At 63.7% G+C, this 18,472-nt stretch carries 16 protein-coding genes, 1 tRNA gene and 2 pseudogenes; 8 read left to right on the top strand and 11 right to left on the bottom strand.

Features of this window, described 5'->3' with window-relative positions; genetic code table 11:
- Positions 1 to 75 precede the first annotated feature (75 nt).
- From tnpC to ACFFP0_RS16635, 5 genes and pseudogenes are all read right to left on the bottom strand, one after another.
- Positions 76 to 1,728: pseudogene (gene tnpC, locus ACFFP0_RS16655) on the bottom strand (IS66 family transposase).
- Positions 1,729 to 1,773: 45 nt separating this feature from the next.
- Positions 1,774 to 2,088, bottom strand: coding sequence for an IS66 family insertion sequence element accessory protein TnpB (gene tnpB / locus ACFFP0_RS16650; RefSeq protein ID WP_425351277.1), 315 nt, complete (start codon positions 2,086 to 2,088; stop codon positions 1,774 to 1,776).
- Between the two features lie 29 nt (positions 2,089 to 2,117).
- Positions 2,118 to 2,681 carry an IS66-like element accessory protein TnpA gene (gene tnpA, locus ACFFP0_RS16645; protein ID WP_377262945.1) on the bottom strand — a complete coding sequence of 188 codons (564 nt, stop codon included), beginning with the start codon at positions 2,679 to 2,681 and terminating at the stop codon, positions 2,118 to 2,120.
- Between the two features lie 3 nt (positions 2,682 to 2,684).
- Positions 2,685 to 2,858: pseudogene (locus tag ACFFP0_RS16640) on the bottom strand (DUF6538 domain-containing protein); the annotation flags it as partial.
- 89 nt (positions 2,859 to 2,947) lie between these two features.
- A tRNA-Gln gene (locus ACFFP0_RS16635) sits at positions 2,948 to 3,021 on the bottom strand.
- A gap of 274 nt (positions 3,022 to 3,295) precedes the next feature.
- On the opposite strand from ACFFP0_RS16635, the gene ACFFP0_RS16630 reads away from it, so the two are divergent.
- Together ACFFP0_RS16630 and ACFFP0_RS16625 are read left to right on the top strand one after the other, a co-directional pair.
- Positions 3,296 to 4,864 (top strand): Ppx/GppA phosphatase family protein, encoded by a 1,569-nt coding sequence (locus tag ACFFP0_RS16630; RefSeq protein ID WP_377262902.1) that lies wholly within the window; start codon positions 3,296 to 3,298, stop codon positions 4,862 to 4,864.
- Positions 4,861 to 5,610, top strand: coding sequence for an RlmE family RNA methyltransferase (locus ACFFP0_RS16625; RefSeq protein ID WP_377262899.1), 750 nt, complete (start codon positions 4,861 to 4,863; stop codon positions 5,608 to 5,610). The genes ACFFP0_RS16630 and ACFFP0_RS16625 overlap by 4 nt, the downstream gene beginning before the upstream one ends.
- Position 5,611: 1 nt before the next feature.
- Here the strand turns inward: ACFFP0_RS16625 and ACFFP0_RS16620 are convergent, their stop codons facing one another.
- The gene (locus tag ACFFP0_RS16620; protein ID WP_377262896.1) at positions 5,612 to 7,015 is read right to left on the bottom strand and encodes an MFS transporter; all 1,404 of its coding nucleotides are present in this window, start codon (positions 7,013 to 7,015) and stop codon (positions 5,612 to 5,614) included.
- Positions 7,016 to 7,213: 198 nt separating this feature from the next.
- Between ACFFP0_RS16620 and ACFFP0_RS16615 the strand changes: the two genes are divergently transcribed.
- The 5 genes from ACFFP0_RS16615 to ACFFP0_RS16595 all read left to right on the top strand — a co-directional run bounded on the left by ACFFP0_RS16615 (position 7,214) and on the right by ACFFP0_RS16595 (position 11,978).
- Positions 7,214 to 8,203, top strand: a complete 990-nt coding sequence (locus ACFFP0_RS16615) for an MBL fold metallo-hydrolase (RefSeq protein WP_377262893.1) — start codon at positions 7,214 to 7,216, stop codon at positions 8,201 to 8,203.
- A 176-nt stretch (positions 8,204 to 8,379) separates the two neighbouring features.
- Positions 8,380 to 9,885 (top strand): IMP dehydrogenase, encoded by a 1,506-nt coding sequence (gene guaB, locus ACFFP0_RS16610; protein ID WP_377262890.1) that lies wholly within the window; start codon positions 8,380 to 8,382, stop codon positions 9,883 to 9,885.
- 20 nt (positions 9,886 to 9,905) lie between these two features.
- Positions 9,906 to 10,421: a hypothetical protein gene (locus ACFFP0_RS16605; RefSeq protein WP_377262887.1), complete on the top strand. Its 516-nt coding sequence runs from the start codon at positions 9,906 to 9,908 to the stop codon at positions 10,419 to 10,421.
- Between the two features lie 119 nt (positions 10,422 to 10,540).
- On the top strand, positions 10,541 to 10,960 hold the full coding sequence (locus ACFFP0_RS16600; protein WP_377262884.1) for an MAPEG family protein: 420 nt from the start codon (positions 10,541 to 10,543) through the stop codon (positions 10,958 to 10,960).
- A 133-nt stretch (positions 10,961 to 11,093) separates the two neighbouring features.
- On the top strand, positions 11,094 to 11,978 hold the full coding sequence (locus ACFFP0_RS16595) for a dienelactone hydrolase family protein (protein WP_377262881.1): 885 nt from the start codon (positions 11,094 to 11,096) through the stop codon (positions 11,976 to 11,978).
- 122 nt (positions 11,979 to 12,100) lie between these two features.
- On the opposite strand, the gene ACFFP0_RS16590 is transcribed toward ACFFP0_RS16595, so the two are convergent.
- Positions 12,101 to 13,048 carry a LysR substrate-binding domain-containing protein gene (locus ACFFP0_RS16590; RefSeq protein ID WP_377262878.1) on the bottom strand — a complete coding sequence of 316 codons (948 nt, stop codon included), beginning with the start codon at positions 13,046 to 13,048 and terminating at the stop codon, positions 12,101 to 12,103.
- Between the two features lie 197 nt (positions 13,049 to 13,245).
- On the opposite strand from ACFFP0_RS16590, the gene ACFFP0_RS16585 reads away from it, so the two are divergent.
- Positions 13,246 to 13,545 (top strand): YjiS-like domain-containing protein, encoded by a 300-nt coding sequence (locus ACFFP0_RS16585; protein WP_377262875.1) that lies wholly within the window; start codon positions 13,246 to 13,248, stop codon positions 13,543 to 13,545.
- A 122-nt stretch (positions 13,546 to 13,667) separates the two neighbouring features.
- On the opposite strand, the gene ACFFP0_RS16580 is transcribed toward ACFFP0_RS16585, so the two are convergent.
- From ACFFP0_RS16580 to ACFFP0_RS16565, 4 genes are all read right to left on the bottom strand, one after another.
- On the bottom strand, positions 13,668 to 14,549 hold the full coding sequence (locus ACFFP0_RS16580) for a DUF937 domain-containing protein (protein ID WP_377262872.1): 882 nt from the start codon (positions 14,547 to 14,549) through the stop codon (positions 13,668 to 13,670).
- Between the two features lie 87 nt (positions 14,550 to 14,636).
- Positions 14,637 to 16,010 carry a glutamate--cysteine ligase gene (locus ACFFP0_RS16575; RefSeq protein WP_377262869.1) on the bottom strand — a complete coding sequence of 458 codons (1,374 nt, stop codon included), beginning with the start codon at positions 16,008 to 16,010 and terminating at the stop codon, positions 14,637 to 14,639.
- 127 nt (positions 16,011 to 16,137) lie between these two features.
- On the bottom strand, positions 16,138 to 16,875 hold the full coding sequence (locus ACFFP0_RS16570) for a 16S rRNA (uracil(1498)-N(3))-methyltransferase (RefSeq protein ID WP_377262866.1): 738 nt from the start codon (positions 16,873 to 16,875) through the stop codon (positions 16,138 to 16,140).
- A 19-nt stretch (positions 16,876 to 16,894) separates the two neighbouring features.
- Positions 16,895 to 18,400, bottom strand: coding sequence for an inorganic phosphate transporter (locus ACFFP0_RS16565; RefSeq protein ID WP_377262863.1), 1,506 nt, complete (start codon positions 18,398 to 18,400; stop codon positions 16,895 to 16,897).
- Positions 18,401 to 18,472 lie beyond the last annotated feature (72 nt).

Here is an 18,472-nt window from a genome sequence, read left to right as displayed (position 1 = left end):
TTCATCGCCGAGGATTTCCACGCGCATCGCAGGCCTCGCCTAAAACACGTCGCTAACGACGTCGTTATAGACGGGTCATAAACAAGCATGCCGATCTCCGACAGGCGGCCACAATCGGGCGGTTACGTCGATTTCGGTGCTTGGCCATGCCTTCGCAAGGCGCTCAAGCGTCTGGGTAAGCCACGCTTGCGGATCGACGTTGTTCATTTTAGCCGTTTGAAGCAGCGTCGCGATGGTGGCCCAGGTCTTGCCGCCGCCGTCGCTTCCGGCGAATAGGCTATTTTTTCTCGTAATTGCTTGGGGTCTGATCGCTCGTTCAACGATGTTGGAGTCGAGCTCGATCCGACCGTCGGTCAGGAAACGCTCGAAGATGTCGCGACGCGAGATGGCATATCGAAGCGCCTCCGCAAGTTTCGACTTTCCGGAGACCCGCAGGAGGGTCGCTTGCCAGAGAGTGAAGAGGTCACGGACGATCGCTGCGGAGGTCTCTTGACGTGCAGCGACACGAGTTTCAGGGCTTTGACCGCGCACACGCTCCTCGATCTCCCACAGCTTTGCCATCCGCTCGACAGTGTCTGTAGCGACCTTCGAGCTGTTTGCGGCATGCAACTCGTAGAACTTCCGGCGGCTATGGAACCAGCAGCCAGCCAAAACGACACCGTCGTTGCCCCCGTCTTTGCGGACGAGTTTGCTGTAAGCACCATATCCGTCGACTTGCAGAATGCCACGATAGCCGCTCAAGTGCCGTGCGACGCACTCGGTCGCTCGACTGTCCTCGAAGCGATAGGCTACCATCGGTGGGCCGCTACCCCCGAAGGTTCGGTCATCCCGGTTATGTAGAGATCTACATAATCCCGGACATAAGTCCAGATGCGACCCGTATCGGTCTTTCCCTTGGCCAGGATCGGCACGGTTGTGTCGTCGCCGTGCAGACGTTCGGCAGCAAGGACATGCGCCTCGATCAGGGAGTGAATGGGCTTCAACGCCGCGGCACATGCTCCAACCTGACCGGCCAGCGTCGATAAGCTGACTGAGGTCGACGCCTTCACGGGCATAACGTTCGCTCTGGCGGTTGAGCGGCTGGTGCTGGGCGAACTTCTCGAACAGGATCATCGCCAGCAGGTTCGGTCCTGCAAAACCGCGGGGCGTTACGTGGAATGGTGCCGGCGGCTGCGTGATCTTCTCACAGTCGCGGCAGGTAAACTTCTCCCGCACCGTCTGGATGACCTTCCATTGTCGCGGGACGACCTCCAGGGTCTCGGTGATATCCTCGCCAAGCTTCGACAGTTTGGTCGATCCGCAGCAGGCGCAATTCGCGGGAGCAGCGATGACGACGCGCTCGCGCGGCAGGTGTTCTGGGAAGGGTTTGCGTGACGGACGCTTGCGCTCGAAGGCTTTGACGGCTGAGGCCTTGGCTGCGGTCTCCTCGGCCAGTTCATCTTCACCGGCGTCTGCCTCGAGTTCCTCAAGTTGCAGTTCCATCTGTTCCAGGAGCCGAGCCTTACGCTCGGACCGGCTGCCGTAGAGTTCACGACGAACCTTGTCGATCTCCAGCTTCAACCGCGCGACCAGCGCCTCGGAATGCGATACGAGTGCCCTTGCGCTGGCGGCTTCTGCCTTGGCGGTCGCTGCTTCCGCTTCGGCGGCAACACGTCGAGCGCGTTCCTGGGCCAGCAGTGCGAGTGCGCTGGCAAGGTCGTCCGGAAGCTCTTCGGTCGCATTGCTCATGACAGGATGGAATCACATTCGATCCGGTCATTCCAGTGTTTTTGCTCATCCGGCCGACGTCGGCCGCCAAGTCTTTTGCGGCATCCGCCAGTCGATACCCTCCAAAAGATAGCCGAGCTGCGCAGGCGTGATCACCACTGTGCCATCGGCCGCTGATGGCCAGATGAAGCGTCCACGCTCCAGCTTCTTCGTGAACAGGCAAGCTCCCTGGCCGTCATGCCAGATCACCTTGATCAGGCCACCGCCTCGGCCGCGGAATACGAACAGGTGCCCGCACATCGGGTCGCGCTTCAGCGCCTCCTGCACCATCAACGACAAACCGGGGAAGCCCTTTCGCATGTCGGTATGGCCCGTTGCCAACCAAACCTTCACGCCAACAGGAACCGGGATCATCGCAGACCCAATACGCAGTCGAGGATGCGGCCGAGCGCATCGGTATCGATGTCGCTATCCACGCGGACACGACGGCCCCGTCCAAGTTCGATCGTTACATCGCTACGCTTCCGACGAGGAAGGGATGTCGCCAACGGCCCCCGTTCAACGGGCGAAGCTGCCGGAGCGGTCTCGGATACAATCACCGGCACCAAAGTCGCTGTGTCAGACCTTGGCTCCTCGATCCGGCACAGCTCCTTGCTCCAACGGAACAACTGGCTGACATGGATACCAGCTGCGCGGGCAATCTCGGAGATCACCGCATCAGGCTCAAGGCAGGCAGCGACAAGCCCCTCTTTCTCTTCGCGAGACCAACGACGGCGGCGCTCCACAGATGTGATGACTTCGATCGGATGCTTCGTCATAGGACTATCCCTAGTGTTCCCCCTAAGCCCGCCCGGCGACATCTCATCCACGATCTTGAGGCGCTGCTTCCAGGCGCTCGTGTCGAGCCACCTGCGTACGGCCACCCGGATGTCGTCGTCCGTCAATGGAAATTCATCGTCCTCTTCTTCCAGCATCCGGAACAGCCTTTCTGTGCCTACGAAAAGGAGCGCTGCTCGCGCTCTGGCTGTTCGTCGCACGGAGGTCTTTAAGGACCGGTATATCTCGGTCTGGCCAAGGCGAGCTTGAAGAGGAGCGGGCACGCGCCGCCGGAAGAAGAAGGAATCGGCTTCGCGCCGGAGGAAGTCTGACATCGCCGAAAGCGCCCTTGTGGGGGTGCAGCGTGGGGGTATTCCCAGCACTGGCGACATGAGGCTAAGTTGTTGAATTATAACAAGGCAATTGGCTGGGGAACCTGGATTCGAACCAAGATTAACGGAGTCAGAGTCCGTCGTTCTACCGTTGAACTATTCCCCAGCACGCACGGCCGAAGCGGGTGGCTCGGCTGGTGTGCGGCGCTTATAAACAAAAGCGGGCGGATTGCAAATACCCATTCCGAAAAAATTGAGCATGCAGACAGGCTTTCTCCTTCCTGCTTGCGGAGATGCCGCAAAGGGCGGATGGAAGGCCATGAAGCGGCAGGCAAAAAGCCGTTGGCGAAAGCGCCCCCGCCTGTTATCCTGCCGCCAACGAAACAATCAGACGCCAGCGGCATGCCTTCAGGGCTTTGCGCGGCGAGATGGACAGAGAAGTGATGGACCCCGATAGCGGCGCAAAGCCGCCTGAAGGCGGGGCGTCGGCGGCAGCGCGCGGAGAGGAGCGATCCTCCCGGCGCAGGAAGGCGAAGCGGAGCGGCAAGCGTCGTGACGCGGCGCCTGTTATTCATTCGGGACAGGCCGCTTCGGCCGTCCCTGCCGGACGCTCCCAAACCCAGGAAACAGGCCAGCCGGCGCGCAAGCGCAAGCGTCGTCGTGCGAGGTCCGCAGGCAATTCCCCGCCCGCTCCCGCCGTGGATGCCGCGGCAGGCGCGGGCAACAGGGCTCAGGCTCGTCCGAATGGCGAATCGCCGCCGTCTGCCGGCAAATCCCGCAACCGTCGCAAGAAGAACAGGGGCGGCCGTGGCCTGCAGGGCCGGCCCCTGGCACCCGCCAAGACGCCGCCGAACGTCGCGAAGGCTCCCGTGGCCCCCGCCGCCGCATCGGCATCGGCCGGCGACGCCCGAAACAGGTCCGGTGGCGAGGCTTCGGCATCCGATACGCGGGCGGAGAAGCACGCCTACGTCAATGACCTCTATGCCGCGCTCGATCTCGGCACCAACAATTGCCGCCTGCTGATCGCCCAGCCGACCCGGCCGGGCCAGTTCCGGGTCGTCGACGCCTTTTCGCGCATCGTTCGCCTGGGCGAGGGGCTGGGCATGAGCCGCAGCCTGTCGCCGGACGCCATGGACCGTGCGGTCGATGCGTTGCGCATCTGCGCCGCCAAGCTCTCCAACCGGCCGATACGCCGCATGCGCCTGATCGCCACCGAGGCCTGCCGCGCCGCCGAGAACGGCGAGGAGTTTCTCGATCGTGTCACCGCTGAAACCGGATTGAAACTGGAGATCATCGACCGCGAGACAGAGGCCCGGCTGGCGGTATCGGGCTGCTCGTCGCTGGTCGGCCGCGAGGCGCGCTCCGTCGTGCTTTTCGACATCGGCGGCGGCTCGTCGGAAATCGCCGTCATCCGCATTGGCGACAGCCGCTCCAGCCGGCTCGCCAACCATATCACCCACTGGACCTCGCTTCCGGTCGGTGTCGTCACGCTGTCGGAACGCCATGGCGGCCGCGACGTGACGCCCGAGGTTTTTGCAGGCATGGTGGCGGAGGTCGAGGGCATGCTCGCGAATTTCGATTGCCCGCCGCTCGGCCCCCTCCGCCGTCCCGGCGCCGAGGATTTCCACCTGATCGGCACCTCGGGCACCGTCACGACGCTGGCCGGCGTGCATCTCGACCTGCCGCGCTACGACCGCCGCAAGGTGGATGGGCTGTGGCTGACGGATGCGGAAGTGAGCGCCATGCAGGCGAAGCTGCTTTCCTGGGATTTCGCCGGCCGCGCCGCCAACCCGTGCATCGGCCCCGACCGGGCCGACCTCGTGCTGGCCGGCTGCGCCATTCTGGAGGCGATCCGCCGTCGCTGGCCAAGCCCGCGCATGCGGGTGGCGGATCGCGGCCTGCGCGAAGGGCTGCTGACCGACATGATGGCCGACGACGGCGTCTGGCGCCGCGTGCGGCAGCGGCGGCCGGGCACGGGCGGGCATGACGAAGCGGGAGCGAGGCGATGACGAAACCACCGGCCAAATCCCCCGGGAGCGGCAATCGCACCGGCCGCAAGCTCGGCCAGAAGGTCAAGAAAGGCAAGCTCAAGGCTTCGTCGCGCCGCTGGCTCGAGCGTCATATCAACGATCCCTACGTGCAGCGGGCGAAGCTCGAAGGATATCGCGCCCGCGCGGCCTTCAAGCTGCTGGAGATCGACGAGAAGCACAACATCCTGAAGGGCGCACGCCGTATCATCGATCTGGGGGCGGCGCCGGGAAGCTGGTCGCAGATCGCCGCCAAGGTCACCAATTCGACGGATGAGGATATCCGCGTCGCGGCGATCGACTTCCTGGAAATGGCGCCTCTGCCGGGCGTGAAGATCCTGCAGCTCGACTTCCTCGATCCCGACGCGCCCCGCCTGCTGATGGAGGCGATCGGCGGCACGCCGAACCTCGTCATCTCCGACATGGCGGCTCCCACGACCGGCCACCAGAAGACCGACCACCTGCGCACCATGCATCTTTGCGAAGTGGCGGCGCATTTTGCCGTGGAGGTGCTGGGCGAGGGAGGGCATTTCCTGGCGAAGACCTTCCAGGGAGGCACCGAGCGCGATCTGCTCAACATGCTGAAGCAGAACTTCAGGCAGGTCATCCATGTGAAGCCGGCCTCTTCGCGCTCTGAGTCGGTGGAAATGTTCCTGCTCGCCAAGCATTTCAAGGGCCGCAAGGCCGGGGAGGCGCCCTCCGGCGAAGAGGCTGGCGCGGAAGCCTGACCTATTCGCCGGCTTCCGGCTGCATCTTGCCTGCCCGGTGACCCGAGACCGCGGCGCCGGTCATCGGATCGAGCCTCAGCAGGGGCAGGATCGACAGGAGCGACAGGGCCGCGACCAGGAAGAAGGCCAGGTGGAAATCGGCAAGCTGGAGATGCGTGCCGGAAACGGCCGCCGACGCTTCCAGGATGAAGGCCGCGAACGCGACGCCGAGGGCGAGGCTGATCTGCTGCAGCACGGAGGCTATGGATGTCGCCTGGCTCGCCTGTTCGTCGCTGATCTCGGAATAGCTGAGCGCATTCGAGCCCGTGAAGAAGAAGGAGCGGCAGAACCCGGACATCAGGAGGAAGGCGATGATGAGGGCACGTGATGTCTCCGGCGTGAAGAAGCCGTTCGCCGCCGTCGTTGCCGCGCCCAGGATGCCCGAGGTGATCAGCGTCACCTTGAAGCCCGTGAGCGCGAATACGCGGCGGGCGACGAATTTCACCGTCAGAGCCCCCAGCGCGCCGGCAAAGGTGATGAGGCCGGATTGAAAGGGGTTGAGGCCGAAGCCGAGCTGCAGCATCAGCGGCATCAGGAACGGAATGGCGCCTGTCGAGATGCGGAACAGCGTGCCGCCGGTGCTGGCCGCGCGGAAGGCCTCGTTCTGGAAAAGCCGCAGGTTGAGGATCGGCGAGGGATGGTTGCGGGCATGGGCGAAATAGGCGACGCCGGCGGCAAGCCCCATCGCCGTGGCGGTGATGCCGACGGCTGGAGGCAGGGCCGGAAGGCTGATGACCGAAAGTCCGAAGACCGTGCCCGCGGCCGCGATGGAGGTGAGGAGGAAACCCCGCCAGTCGATCGAGGGCGGGTTGGTCGCTTCCACCTCCGGCAGGAAGATGGTGGAAAGGTAGATGCCGAGAATGCCCACCGGCACATTGATGAGAAAAATCCAGTGCCAGGTGAAATAGGTGGTGATGAAGCCGCCGATCGGCGGGCCGGTCAGCGGCCCGATCAGCGCCGGAATGGTGAGCAGCGCCATGGCCGAGACGAGTTCGCTGCGCTTGGTCGTGCGCAGAAGCACGAGGCGGCCGACCGGCGTCATCATGGCGCCGCCCATGCCCTGCAGGAAGCGTGACAGGACGAACTGGAACAGGCTTGACGAAAAGGCGCAGCAGATCGAGCCGATGACGAAGACCAGGATCGCAAGCCGGAAGATCTTCTTTGCGCCGAAGCGGTCCGCCATCCAGCCGCTGACCGGAATGAACATCGCGAGCGCCACCATGTAGGAGGTGAGCGCCAGCTTGAGCGTGATGGGGCCGACATTCAGGTCGGCGGCGATTGCCGGAAGCGCCGTCGAGATGACGGTCGAGTCCATCTGCTCCATGAAGAGGGCAACGGCAAGAATGAGCGGGACAATGCGGTTCATGAGGAAGGGCCTGCGGTCAGCGCAACGGCCTTCCCTGTAAACCTGTTAATCCCGTCTGCCAATTGCGGAATCTCACCTTTCGCCGTTTTGGGTCACGTCTGCGTGAGACCGGATTTTCCTGTCGCGGCCATTGGCTATGTTCGCTGCGGCAGCAGACTCAGCCGTGGGTCTCGCAATGCGACAAGAGGGAGTTCGATCATGACGTCTTTGGGAATTGGCAGGCGTGCGCTTCTGGGCACGGCCAGCCTTGGTTTCATCGCATCCCCCGCGATCATCGGCGGCCGGGCTTTCGCACAGGAGAGCAAGCCGCTGGGGATCGATCGCGTCAGCCCGCCGGATATCCACAAGTTCAAGGTCGGCGGCTTTCAGGCTCTGGTGATCAAGGACGGCGCCCGTCCTTCCGGCAAGCCGGGTGAAACTTTCGGCACCAACCAGCCGCAGGAAACCGTCGACGCGCTGCTGGCGGAGAATTTCCTGCGGCCGGACCAGTTCGTGAACAGTTTCTCTCCGACGCTGATCGACACCGGCAGCGAGGTCATCCTCTTCGATACCGGTCTTGGCCAGGCGGCCCGCGTCCAGGGCGGCGGCCGGCTGGTCGAAGGGCTCGCAGCGGCCGGCTACATGCCGGAGGACATCTCGACCATCGTCATCACTCACATGCACGGCGACCATATCGGCGGCATCATGGAGGACGGCAAGGCCGCCTTCCCGAAGGCGCGTTATGTCGCCGGCGAGGCGGAATACAATTTCTGGACCGATGCCGCGCGTGCAGGCACGCCCGCCGAAGGCAACCACAAGGCCGTGCTCGCCAACGTGAAGCCGCATGCGGAGAAGATGACCTTCCTGAAGGATGGCGGCGACGTCGTTTCCGGCATCACGGCCGTGCTGGCGCCGGGGCATACGCCGGGCCACCTGATCTTCAATATCGAATCGGAAGGCAGACGCCTGGTGCTTGCCGCCGATACCGCCAATCACTATGTGCTTTCGCTGCAGCGCCCGGACTGGGAGGTTCGCTTCGACATGGACAAGGCCCAGGCAGCGGCGACGCGTAAGAAAGTCTTCGACATGGCGGCGACGGACAAGGTCGCCTTCCTCGGTTACCATATGCCGTTTCCGGCGGTAGGCTTCGTCGAAAAGCAGGAAACAGGCTATCGTTTCGTGCCGAAGAGCTATCAATTCGACATCTGATTGCATCCGGTCCGATTTTGGAAGCCCGGCAATGTCGGTTGCCGGGTTTTTGCTATTCCCTTCCTGTCATGAACGTGTTACCAGCCCTCGCCAACTTCCAAGCAACTCTTGCGAGACCGCCGGTCGACGATTCGTTCCGGAGCGTGGTCTGCATTTTCTGACCGAAGGAATTGGCCATGGCACGCATCATTGAAACGGCAACCGGCGCGGATGCGCTTACCTTTGACGACGTGCTGCTGCAGCCCGGCCATTCCGAGGTCATGCCGGGGCAGACGAACATCTCCACCACCATCGCCCAGGATATCGACCTCAACCTGCCGATCCTGTCGGCGGCCATGGACACGGTGACCGAAAGCCGGCTGGCGATCGCCATGGCCCAGGCCGGCGGCATCGGGGTCATCCACCGCAATCTCACCCCGATCGAGCAGGCCGAGGAAGTCCGGCAGGTCAAGAAGTTCGAGAGCGGCATGGTGGTCAATCCCGTGACGATCGGCCCGGATGCGACGCTCGCCGAGGCGCTGTCGCTCATGAAGGCGCATGGCATTTCCGGCATCCCGGTCGTCGAGAACGGCGGTGCCGGCGGCCACACGCCGGGCCGGCTGGTCGGCATCCTGACCAATCGCGATGTCCGCTTCGCCTCGGACCCGAGCCAGCGCATCTACGAGCTGATGACCCGCGAGAACCTCATCACGGTCAAGGAAAGCGTCGAGCAGACGGAAGCTAAGCGCCTGCTGCACAAGCACCGCATCGAGAAACTGCTGGTCGTCGACGGCGAAGGCCGCTGCGTCGGGCTGATCACCGTCAAGGACATCGAGAAGTCGCAGCTCAATCCGAATGCGTCGAAGGACGCACAGGGCCGCCTTCGTGCGGCGGCCGCGATCAGCGTCGGCGACGACGGTTATGAGCGGGCCGAGCGGCTGATCGATGCGGGCGTCGATCTTCTCGTCGTCGATACGGCCCACGGTCATTCGCAGCGCGTGCTCGATGCCGTCACCCGCGTCAAGAAGCTCTCCAACTCGGTCCGCATCATGGCGGGCAATGTCGCCACGGCGGACGGCACCAGGGCATTGATCGACGCCGGCGCGGATGCCGTGAAGGTCGGCATCGGCCCGGGCTCGATCTGCACGACCCGCATCGTCGCGGGCGTCGGCGTGCCGCAGCTTGCCGCGATCATGTCGGCGGTGGAGGCGGCGCGTGACCGCAATATTCCCATCATCGCCGATGGCGGCATCAAGTTCTCGGGCGATTTGGCGAAGGCGATCGCCGCCGGCGCTTCCGCCGTGATGGTCGGCTCGCTGCTCGCCGGCACCGACGAAAGCCCGGGTGAAGTCTACCTCTATCAGGGCCGCTCCTTCAAATCCTATCGTGGCATGGGTTCGGTTGGCGCCATGGCGCGCGGTTCCGCGGACCGTTATTTCCAGGCCGAGGTTCGCGATACCCTGAAACTCGTGCCCGAAGGCATCGAAGGCCAGGTTCCGTACAAGGGGCTGGTATCCGGTGTCCTGCATCAGCTCGGCGGCGGCCTGAAGGCGGCCATGGGTTATGTCGGCGGGGCCACGATCAGGGAATTCCAGGAGCGCGCAACCTTCGTGCGGATTTCCGGGGCAGGACTGCGTGAAAGCCATGCCCATGACGTGACGATCACCCGCGAAAGCCCGAACTATCCGGGCGCCGGCGTCTGAGGAAGGGCGGGCGGGAGGCCATGGCCGTCCTGCCCCGGTCCTTCGGCGGATATCGCGCCTGGCTTGCGGCGGATGCACGGGCCGTCGCACGCTCACTCACCACTTCGGTGATTCGGGATTATGATCCCCGGGCCGGCAATCTCGCCGGCCGGATCTGGGGGATCATCATGAAAAAGTTTCTGGCATTCGCCCTGCTGGGCGCTGCCGTGGGTTGGCCTGCACAGGCGCAGACCGTCAACGCGGGCACCTATGACGTGGAGGGAACCAATCTGGATGGTTCCAAATACGGCGGGACCGCAACCATCACGCTGACCAGCGAAACCACATGTGTGATCGAGTGGAAAACCGGCAACTCGAAAAAGGCGACGTCCAGCGGCATCTGCATGCTCTACGACAATGCCTTCTCCGCCGCCTATGTCATGGGCAAGGCCGTCGGTCTCGTCGTCTACGAGGTCAAGGACGACGGTAGCCTGGAAGGCGCCTGGACCATATCGGGCCAGGATGGCTCCGGAACCGAGACCCTGACGCCGCAGTAACCCGGACCGGTGGAAACAGGAACGGCTGGCGCCGCACAAGGGTGTCATCTCGTTGGCCTCTGCCGTTGTATATGGGGCGGGTGCGCTCTATTGGTTCTCCCCGACGAAGGGGAGAACCGATGCTTTCCACCAATGCGACGCTCTGGCCGATGATCGCGCATGCCGCGCTCGTCTTTTTCCTTTATTGGCTGCTGTCGAAAAGGCGTGCCGCTGCCGTGAGGGCAGGCAGCGCCGAGCCCGGCCATTTCCGGGAAAACCGGCAGGAGCCGCCGGAAAGCCTGCTGGTCCACAACAATCTCAGGAACCAGTTCGAATTGCCGGTTCTGTTCTACGCGGCCTGCCTGGCGCTTTATGTATCGACCGCCGACAATATCGGCACCGTGGCGCTCTCCTGGATCTTCGTTCTGTCCCGCTACGTCCACTCCTATGTGCATCTCACGAGCAACCGTCTGCGCTATCGCCGCCCGGCCTTCATCGTCGGTTTTCTTGCGCTGATGGCGATGTGGGTCTGGCTCGCCGTCTGGCTGGCGATGGAATAGCGCTTTGCGATCAACTCGTCTTCACGCGTAAGTGAGGCCGATCAGGGGGAGATCACCGAGTTGTTCATCTGCGGTGATACGGTCCCGGGCATAAACTTCTCCGCCTGATCAGGTTTTGAAGGAGGATAAAGCCATGGACGAGGAAGTCCCGAAGATTACCCAGGCGATGATCAACGCCTATGATGAATACACGCATCTCACCCTCGACCGCCGCCGCTTCATGGAAAGGCTGACCCAGCTTGCAGGTTCCGGCGCCGCGGCCGCGGCGATCGCGCCGATGCTTGCGGCCAATGGCGCCAAGGCGGATATCGTCGCCGCCGCCGACGAGCGGCTGACCGCCGAGGATGTCACCTATGCAGGCGCCAACGGCGTGACGATGAAGGCCTATCTCGTGCGCCCGAAAAATGCGTCCGTCCCGCTCGGCGGCGTGATCGTCATCCATGAGAACCGTGGATTGAACAGTCATATCAGGGATGTGGCCCGCCGCATGGCGCTTGAAGGGTTCAACGCGCTGGCCGTCGATTTCCTGTCGCCCCAGGGCGGCACGCCGGCCGATGAAGATCAGGCTCGCCAGATGTTCTCCTCTCTCGGCGCCGGCGATGTCGCGGCCAATGGCGAGGCGAGCAGGGCTTATCTCGCCGGCATTGGCGGCGCGAACGGCAAGGTCGGTGCGGTTGGCTTCTGCTGGGGCGGAGGGGCGGTCAACAATCTCGCCGTCAGGTCGCCGAACCTCAATGCCGGCGTCGCCTACTATGGATCGCAGCCGAAAGCCGAAGATGTACCGGCGATCAAGGCTCCGTTGATGCTGCATTACGGCGGGCTCGACGAGCGGATCAATGCGGGGGTTCCGGCTTTCCGCGAGGCGCTGGAAAAGAACGGCAAGACCTTCGAGATCTTCGTCTATGAAGGCGCCAACCACGCCTTCAACAACGACACGTCAGCCGCCCGTTATGACAAGGCGGCCGCCGATCTTGCCTGGAGCCGCACGGTCGCCTTTTTCAAGAAATACCTGGCCTGATGGCCGGCAGAGGGCGCGCAGACAGTCACGGCCCGGGCCGGTGGGTGGATTGACCGGCTAGGTCATGAGGAAAAAAGCCGGAGCATCGCTGCTCCGGTTTCCTTATGGACCTGTCGAGCCTCTTACCATCCCATGGCCTGCCCCGCCCGGGCGCGGGCGACGCGTTGGAACGGCTTCACCTCGCCGTCGAGATCGTCAGGGATGACGGCCGGCGAGATATTGTCGAGACAGGCGGTGATGTGGTCGGTGATGGCGTTCATCAGCGAGGGCGAAAGGCCCGGTCGTTTCATCAGGCCGATCTGCACCGGCGGCAGCGGCGGAAAGCCGTCGGCGGCCGTCAGCACCTTCATGCCCGGCCGCAGGGCCGATTCCGGCAGCACGGAAACCGCCATGCCGGCAAGCACCGCGGCGGCGACCACCGTGGAGGACCAGCTCGTGAACAGGATCTGGTATTCGCGTCCATCGGCATCGAGCGCCGAGCACGCAAGCTGGCGCCAGATGCAGTCGCGGCGCCCGACCGCGAGCGGCACCGGCGCGTCGTCCTTCAGCGGATGGTTGGCCGACCCCACCCAACAGAGCGGCTCGGTACGAACGACGTCCGAAATCCGCTGGCGGGGATTGTGCGTCACGAGTGCGATGTCCAGTTCGCCGCGCGCCATCTTCTCGGCAAGGCTGACCGAGGGTTCGCAGACGATATAGAGCTCGACATTCGGGTGCGTCTTGGCGAAACGGCCGATGATTTCGGGCATGTAGCGATCGGCATAGTCGTCCGGCGTGCCGATGCGGATCGTGCCCTCCAGCCGGTTGTCGTCGAAGGCGGCGATCGCCTCGTTGTTCAGCCGGATGATGCGCCGCGCGTAGTTCAGGAGCTTCTCGCCCTCGGCGGTCAGCCTGTTGCCGCGGCCGTCCTTGGCGAAAAGCTGTTTGCCGATGCGCTCCTCGAGCCGGCGCATCTGCATCGAAACGGCCGACTGGGTCTTGAACACCCGGTCGGCCGCCTTGGTGAAGCTGCCGGCGTCCACGATGGCGATGAAAGTATGCAGCTGGTCGATATCGAGCGGAGCAGACATGGGGATCATCCATCAGAGCGTTTGATGTTAATCATTAGAAACATTCGTTGGACTGATCAATAGGTTTTCCGCAATAACAGGATTGCAAATCAAGATCGATCCGGCGCCTCCTCCCTGGGCGCTTCCCCGAGGCAGCCCTACCGTCGTACCTCCACGGCAGGGACGGCCGAACTCGTGCCTGATGAAAGGATAAGCCGATGAGCACGACCGACTGCGGAACCGAACGCGACCTCGCTCGCGAACAGCGCGGCACGGAGGGCCGCCTTGCCTTCGCGATGCTGCGAACGAAATCCGTATGGCGTGCCTTTCGCAATCGTCTGGCGTCCAATTACCTCCATGAGCTCGACGATCGCCAGCTCGACGATATCGGCCTCTCACGGCATGATGTGGTGATCGCGCTCGACCGCTCCGGCGTTCTCGACGATCCGTCGCTGCTTCTGTCGCGTGCTGCCCGGGAGCGGTCCCGCACACGCTTCGCAAGGCCTGCGAACCGCTGACCTTTACGTTTTTCCCCGCAGGGTGATAGCCAATAACCCTGCCGCTTGCCCGGCCGGTCGATCCGCGCCGGGCTTTTTTTATGCCGCATGAAGGCGGCAGACAACTTCTATGAAGGGAAGCGTCACTTGCCGGGCGTGGTCTCGGCGGGACCGGGCCTGTCGCCAGCTCCATTGCGCAACGTCGCGAAGATCGCTTCCATGTTCTTCTGGTAGGTTTTCTGCACTTCCAGCCCGCTGTCGAACATGCTGTTCAGGACGTCGCGATAGGGATTGGGCTCCGGCGCCGGCTTTTCTCTGGGCTTTTCCGGTGCGGGCGGAGCAGGCGCCTGGAAGGTGCCTGCCATCATATCCTGAAACGCCTTGGCGAAGGGGTTGTCGGCAAAGGGATTACCGCTCCGGGGCTGCTGCTGCCCAGGCCTGTCCAGGCCCCAGAAGGAACGCACCGCCTGCGTGAAGGGATTGTCGAACGGATCGACGGCCGCCTGCGGCTTGGCCTTCGGCTGCAGGCCCATGGTTTCCAGCCATTGCTGGGTCATCTGTCCCACGGGCGAGGCGGCGAAAGCCTCGCTGGCGGCAGGCATCTGCCCGGTCATCTGCTTGAAGAGTCCGCCCATCAGCGTGTCGGCCATGGCCGGCATCATCTGCTTGAAGATCTCCTGGCCGATGCCCGTGAGCTGCTCGGCCTGCCGCGCGATGGCGCGCGAAACCTCCTTCGAGCCGAACAGCTTCTCCAGCACCGCATTGCCATCGGCGACGCCCTGCGGGGTGAAGGTCTTCGTCATGTCCTCGAAATACTTCGCGTAGGCGCCGGAGAACATGTTGGTCATCAGCGCGGTGAGATCGTAGGGATTGGCCGTGGTTCGCTTCAGCCCGGAGGAGAAGGCCGGCATCAGCGCCGCCATGGCCTGGGTCGCCTGCTCCTGAGCCAGATTGAACTGCTTGGCGATCGCATCCATGCCTGCGCCGTTCTGAGCCCTGAGCATCATGTCGAACAGTGGCAGCATGGAGAATCCTTTCCGGCTCGCGTACAACGATACTATATCCGGAAAGTTGCGGACGGAAACCGGTTTTTAGAGCGCATTTGCGCTCGGTCAATATTGATATTCCTCGAAGACCGGCTCGACGGAGCCGTTCCAGCGGCCGTGATAAAGCGCCAGCATGTCTTCCGCCATGGTCGTCTTCTTGGCGAGCACTTCCTCAAGCGGCTGCAGGAAGATGCTTTCGTCCTGATCTTCGCCGTTCAGCCGGTTGCGGGCTTTCAGGCCCGCCCTGGAGATGGCGACGACCTCGCGCGCGACCTCCAGCACCGGCCGGCCCCTGATTTCGGCCTGCAGGCCCTGTGCCGGAACGGCGTCGCGCATGGCGACGACGTCCTCGAAGGTCCAGTTCTTCGTCAGGGCTTCGGCGTCGGCAAGCGCCGTGTCGTCATAAAGCAGGCCGACCCAGAAGGCAGGCAGTGCGCAGATACGGCGCCACGGCCCGCCATCCGCGCCCCGCATCTCGAGGAAGCGCTTCAGCCGCACGTCGGGGAAAAGGGTGGAAAGGTGGTTGGTCCAGTCGCCCATGGTGGGCTCCCAGTCCTTGATCTCGCCCTTCAGGGCGCCGTTCATGAACTGGCGGAAGGTGACATGGGTGCAATCGTGGTACTTGCCGTCGCGGACGACGAAATACATCGGCACGTCGAGCGCCCACTCCACATAGTCCTTGAAGCCGAAATCCGGATTGAAGACGAAGGGCAGCACGCCGGAGCGCTGGTTGTCCGTGTCCCGCCAGATGTCGCCGCGCCAGGAGAGCAGCCCGTTCGGTCTGCCTTCCGTGAAGGGCGACGAGGCGAACAGCGCCGTCGCCACCGATTGCAGTTTCATCGAAACCCGCATCTTGGCCGCCATGTCCTCTTCCGAGGAGAAATCCAGGTTAACCTGGATCGTGCAGGTGCGGTACATCATGTCGAGGCCCTTGGAGCCGACCTTCGGCATGTAGCGCGTCATGATGTCGTAGCGGGATTTCGGCATGCGCGGGGTTTCCGCGAACGACCATTTCGGGCTTCCGCCCATTCCGAGGAAACGGATGCCCATCGGCTCGGCGATCTCCCTGAGGACCGCCAGATGCTGGTTCGATTCCCGACAGGTCTCGTGGATGGTTTCCAGCGGCGCGCCGGAAAGCTCGAACTGGCCGCCGGGCTCGATGGAGATCGCGCCCATGCCCGAATGCTCGCCGAGCCCGATGATGTTCTCGCCGTCCATGATCGGTTCCCAGCCGAGCTTTTCCTCCATGCCTTTCAGGAGCGCGGAAATGCTGGCATCGCCGAAATAGGGCACGGGACTGCGGTCTGCCCGGAAAAAGGCGAATTTCTCGTGCTCCGTGCCGATGCGGAACGCTTGGCTCGGCCGCGGCCCCTTCTCCAGGTAGGAGGAAAGGTCGGACACCGAGGAAAGCGGTGTCTGGTCGATGGTGTCGCGCGCCATAAAAATTACCCTGTTCGGAATGCCTGATCTGGACAGCCGTCCGGCTGCTTGGACCGGATTGATGTGCGGTGCAAGTGAATTTCTTTCAAGATAGTTTCAGAAAATCAACGTCCGCGCGGCGGGAGTGTCAGCGCCAGTCGCCGATTGCCGCCTGGATGACGGCGAGCGCCGCCACCGCCGCCGTATCGGCCCGCAGAATCCGGGGCCCGAGCGGAATCGCGGTGACGAAGGGGAGAGAACGCAATGCAGCCCGCTCCTCGTCCGAAAAACCGCCTTCCGGCCCGACCAGCAGCGCCAGTTTCGTCTCCCGGATGCCGGAAAGGACCGGCAGGGGATTCTGCCCTTCGTCGCCCTCGTCGCAGAAGACGATGCGGCGTTCCTGCGGCCACCGGTCCAGCAGGTCGCCGAGCTTCCGGGGCGGGGCGACTTCGGGAACCGACAATATGCCGCACTGTTCGGCGGCCTCGATGACGTTGGCCTGCAGCCTGTCCAGGCTGGTGATCTTGCCCTGGACATGCTGGGTCATGACCGGCTGCAGAAAGCCTGCGCCCATCTCGACGGCTTTCTGGACGAGATAGTCGAGCCTGCCGACCTTCAGCGGCGCGAAGAGATAGTGCAGGTCGGAAACGGGCGGTTGCGGCCGCGTTTCCTCCATCATGTCGAGCACGATCTTCTTGCGGGTGAGAAAGGTCAGCCTCGCCTTCCATTCGCCGTCGCGGCCGTTGAAGACGAGGACTTCCGCGCCTTCCGCCATCCTGAGCACATTGGCGAGGTAGTTGAACTGCTCGGAGGAGACTTCGTGCCGGGCGCCCCTGGCCAGCGGCACGTCGATGAACAGTCGCTGCATCCGGAAATTGGCGCGCATGGAAAACCCGTGATCTGGTTCAGACGAACAGCGCGAACATAGCCGTTGCGATCAGCGCCGCAAGCGTTGCCGCAGCGGGGAGGGTGATCGTCCAGGCGGCGATGATGCTGAGGAAGTGCGAGCGGCGCACCAGGTAGCGCCGCTTGAGTTCGTCGTCGTTGCGTTCGAACGGTTCGACGGTGTCGATCTCTTTGCCGGCGCGCACCCGCAGGTATTCGTAGCGGCGGCGCGAATGCCGGGTGTACCACTCGCGGAAGAAGCCGACGCCGAAGACGGCGCCGACGGCGATATGGGTGGACGATACCGGCAGGCCGACCCAGGACGCGACGATGACGGTGAGCGCGGTCGAGAACGACACGCAATAAGCGCGCATCGGGTTGAGCTTGGTGATTTCCGCGCCCACGAGCTTGACCAGTTTCGGGCCGTAGAGCAGCAGGCCGAGCGATATGCCGAGACCGCCGATGATGAGCTCCCACATCGGCACCTGGATGCCGGCGGGAATTCCCCGCTGTGCGGCCGAGACGATGGCGGCGAGGGGACCGATCGCGTTCGATACGTCGTTGGCGCCATGCGCGAACGAAAGCAGGGCCGCCGAAAAGACGAGCGGGATTCGGAAGAGCTTTCGCAGCGACTGGTTCCGGTTTTCGAGCCCTTCCGCCTGCCGCGCGATGACGGGGATGAGAAGCCGCCAGGCGACGAGGCCGGTCACCACCGTGATCAGCGTGGCGACCGGAACCGACACGTTCACGAGCTGCCCGAGGCCGATCAGCGCGAGAAAGCCCGAGAAGGCGCCGGTCATGGCGCCGATCAGCACCGGCACCCATGTCCTGGCCGCGGCGATCTTGTCTTCCCGGTAGATGATGGTTTCCTTGACGAGGAAGAGGACGGCGGCGGCGATGACCGCGCCGAGGATGGGCGAGAAGACCCAGCTTGCGGTGATGCCGGCGATCGTGCCCCAGTTGACGGCGGAAATGCCGGCGGCGGCGATCCCGGCCCCCATGACCCCGCCGACGATCGAATGGGTGGTGGAGATCGGGGCGCCGAGCCAGGTCGCCACGTTGATGAGGATAGCAGCGGCGAGCAGCGCCGCCATCATGGCCCAGATCAGCACGTCGGGACTGGCGATCATGCCCCCCTGCATGATGTCGTTGGCGATCGTATTGGCGACGCCGCGCCCGGCGATCACCGCGCCAGCCACTTCGAAGATCGCCGCGAGCCCGAGGCCGAAGGCCATGGTCATGGCGCGCGCCCCGACGGCCGCGCCGATATTGTTCGTCACGTCGTTGGCGCCGATGTTCATCGCCATGTAGGCCGCTAGCCCGGAAGCGGCGATGACGACCACGGCGCCGGGTTTGCCCGTCACGTAGGACGCGGCGAAGAGCGCGACGAGGATGATGAAGAGCAGGGCCGTTCCCGGCGCGGCAAGCCGGCGGGAGACCTGGCGCCCGGCCTCCTCCACCCACGAGAACTTCTCCAGATCCTTGTCGAGCGTCGGCTTCGCCAGGCGCGGCCCTCTTTGGCCCATATCTCCGTCCTTTGGTGAAAAAAGTAAGGGGCGCAAGCCCGGCATGCCACCGGCACCGCCCCTGCGGAAAAT

Source organism: Neorhizobium puerariae (genome assembly GCF_042429745.1).
Classification (GTDB): Bacteria; Pseudomonadota; Alphaproteobacteria; order Rhizobiales; family Rhizobiaceae; genus Neorhizobium; species Neorhizobium puerariae.
Note: the sequence above shows the minus strand (reverse complement) of the source record. Positions and strands in the feature narration are given on the sequence as shown.

Coding starts and splice junctions, on each gene's coding strand:
- tnpA (WP_377262945.1), bottom strand. CDS start 2,681: ATGCTGGAAGAAGAGGACGATGAATTTCCATTGACGGACGACGACATC.
- ACFFP0_RS16625 (WP_377262899.1), top strand. CDS start 4,861: ATGACGAAACCACCGGCCAAATCCCCCGGGAGCGGCAATCGCACCGGC.
- ACFFP0_RS16620 (WP_377262896.1), bottom strand. CDS start 7,015: ATGAACCGCATTGTCCCGCTCATTCTTGCCGTTGCCCTCTTCATGGAG.
- ACFFP0_RS16615 (WP_377262893.1), top strand. CDS start 7,214: ATGACGTCTTTGGGAATTGGCAGGCGTGCGCTTCTGGGCACGGCCAGC.
- guaB (WP_377262890.1), top strand. CDS start 8,380: ATGGCACGCATCATTGAAACGGCAACCGGCGCGGATGCGCTTACCTTT.
- ACFFP0_RS16605 (WP_377262887.1), top strand. CDS start 9,906: ATGGCCGTCCTGCCCCGGTCCTTCGGCGGATATCGCGCCTGGCTTGCG.
- ACFFP0_RS16600 (WP_377262884.1), top strand. CDS start 10,541: ATGCTTTCCACCAATGCGACGCTCTGGCCGATGATCGCGCATGCCGCG.
- ACFFP0_RS16595 (WP_377262881.1), top strand. CDS start 11,094: ATGGACGAGGAAGTCCCGAAGATTACCCAGGCGATGATCAACGCCTAT.
- ACFFP0_RS16590 (WP_377262878.1), bottom strand. CDS start 13,048: ATGTCTGCTCCGCTCGATATCGACCAGCTGCATACTTTCATCGCCATC.
- ACFFP0_RS16585 (WP_377262875.1), top strand. CDS start 13,246: ATGAGCACGACCGACTGCGGAACCGAACGCGACCTCGCTCGCGAACAG.
- ACFFP0_RS16580 (WP_377262872.1), bottom strand. CDS start 14,549: ATGCTGCCACTGTTCGACATGATGCTCAGGGCTCAGAACGGCGCAGGC.
- ACFFP0_RS16575 (WP_377262869.1), bottom strand. CDS start 16,010: ATGGCGCGCGACACCATCGACCAGACACCGCTTTCCTCGGTGTCCGAC.
- ACFFP0_RS16570 (WP_377262866.1), bottom strand. CDS start 16,875: ATGCGCGCCAATTTCCGGATGCAGCGACTGTTCATCGACGTGCCGCTG.
- ACFFP0_RS16565 (WP_377262863.1), bottom strand. CDS start 18,400: ATGGGCCAAAGAGGGCCGCGCCTGGCGAAGCCGACGCTCGACAAGGAT.